This is a genomic window from Mycobacterium persicum, assembly GCF_002086915.1.
Taxonomy (GTDB): Bacteria; Actinomycetota; Actinomycetes; order Mycobacteriales; family Mycobacteriaceae; genus Mycobacterium; species Mycobacterium persicum.
The window spans coordinates 1-1,460 of sequence record NZ_MWQA01000013.1; the positions used below are offsets into that span (position 1 = coordinate 1).

General features: G+C 65.3%; 1 protein-coding gene. It reads right to left on the reverse strand.

The window, feature by feature from the left end; all coding sequences use genetic code 11:
- Window positions 1-192: 192 nt before the first annotated feature.
- On the reverse strand, window positions 193-1,416 hold the full coding sequence (locus B4U45_RS28445; protein WP_075545525.1) for an IS4 family transposase: 1,224 nt from the start codon (window positions 1,414-1,416) through the stop codon (window positions 193-195).
- Window positions 1,417-1,460 lie beyond the last annotated feature (44 nt).

Genomic DNA, 1,460 nt, shown 5'->3' on the forward strand with positions numbered 1-1,460 from the left:
CCCAATACCGTTCAGTTAAGACGGTGGATGGTGATGTTTGGTGAATGCTCGGGTTGGAGCCAGTGGGCGTAGTCGGCGCGTTTGACGTGCCACTTGGACATTTTGCGTTTGACCACCCGGGGTGCTGCGCGGTGGCGTCGGGCCGGGTTGAGGCGGTCGAGCAGTCGGCGCAGGAAGGCGCGCCAGTGCCGGTCAGGCGTTTCGGGGTGGTCCGGGGGGAAAAGCGCCCTGCTGGGCGACGGATTGACGCGTGATGCTCAGTGCGGCAGTGAAACTGACGCGGTCGGGGTCATGTCCGGCGTGTTCGGCGGCCTGGGTCATCAAGGTACGGATGGCGTAGTGGCAGCACAGGTGTCCCCAGATTTCTTGCTGGACCAGGTCGGGGGATTTGGAGCGCAGCACGATGCGAGGTCCACGCTGGTGGGTTTTGAGTTCGTCGAAGGTGTTCTCGATCTCCCAGCGCTGGGCGTATGCGGCAGCCAGCTCGACCGCTGGCGCCTGCTCGGGGTCGGTCAGCGTGGTCAAAAGCCGGTAGACGGTGGGGTTGTCGCGTCCGTCGTCGAGGGTGTAGTCGATGACGCGGGCCAGCATCGGGGTGCTGGCCCGATCGGCGCTGGCCCGCAGGTGAGCCAGCCAGGAACCGTCGGGAAGGTCTTGCACATGGGCCGGTTCCGGGGCACGCCAACCGGTGCGTACCCGCCACAACAAATCGGCCCCGGTCGCAGAGGCCTTGCGCCACAACGCATACGAGAAGAACCCGCGATCAGCCAGCAGCAACATCCCCGTGGTCAGGGTACCCAGCAGTTGTTCGGCGAGTTTGGACTCCGAATCGCGGTAGGCCCCGATCTGCACGGCAAAGACCGCGTGTGTCGCACACTCGGCCACCCCAACGACCCGAACCTGCGGGAAGGCGGCCTTCTCACCCTTGCTGGCACCGGGCCGGCCGAAGTACTCATCATTGGCCGCTGTGTCGGCCACATCCAGACAGGTTCCGTCGATGGCGACCAGTCGCCGCCCGGCCAACCACGCTCCCGGCGTGGTTGGCCCGGCCAACGGGCGGGCCACCCGCGAAAACAAGCTGGCCAGCGGTGCTGACCCCAGCCGCTCACGGGCCTGAAAGATCGCCGACTTACCTGGTAACCGGTAGCGTTCACGCCACCCCGACGCCCACGCCAGACCATCGGTGAGCTGGGCCAGCACATCCTCATAAGAGCCCTCCGCATACAGGCCCATCGCGATCGCGAAATACGCCATCACCCGCGCAGGCAGCGACCGATGCCGCTGCTGGGTGCGGCCCGCCTCCGCGATCACCTCATCCACCAGCGCCGCAGGAAACACCCGCGTCAACACCCCCACCGATACCAGATCTGACAACCGGCGATCCGACTCAGGCTTGCGCCAACCCGCACGAGGCATACCCTACAAACTACACCCATGTAGTCTTAACTGAACGGTATTGG

What these genes read in the sequence shown, in the direction of transcription:
- B4U45_RS28445 (WP_075545525.1), bottom strand. Translation starts at nt 1,416, where the DNA reads ATGCCTCGTGCGGGTTGGCGCAAGCCTGAGTCGGATCGCCGGTTGTCA.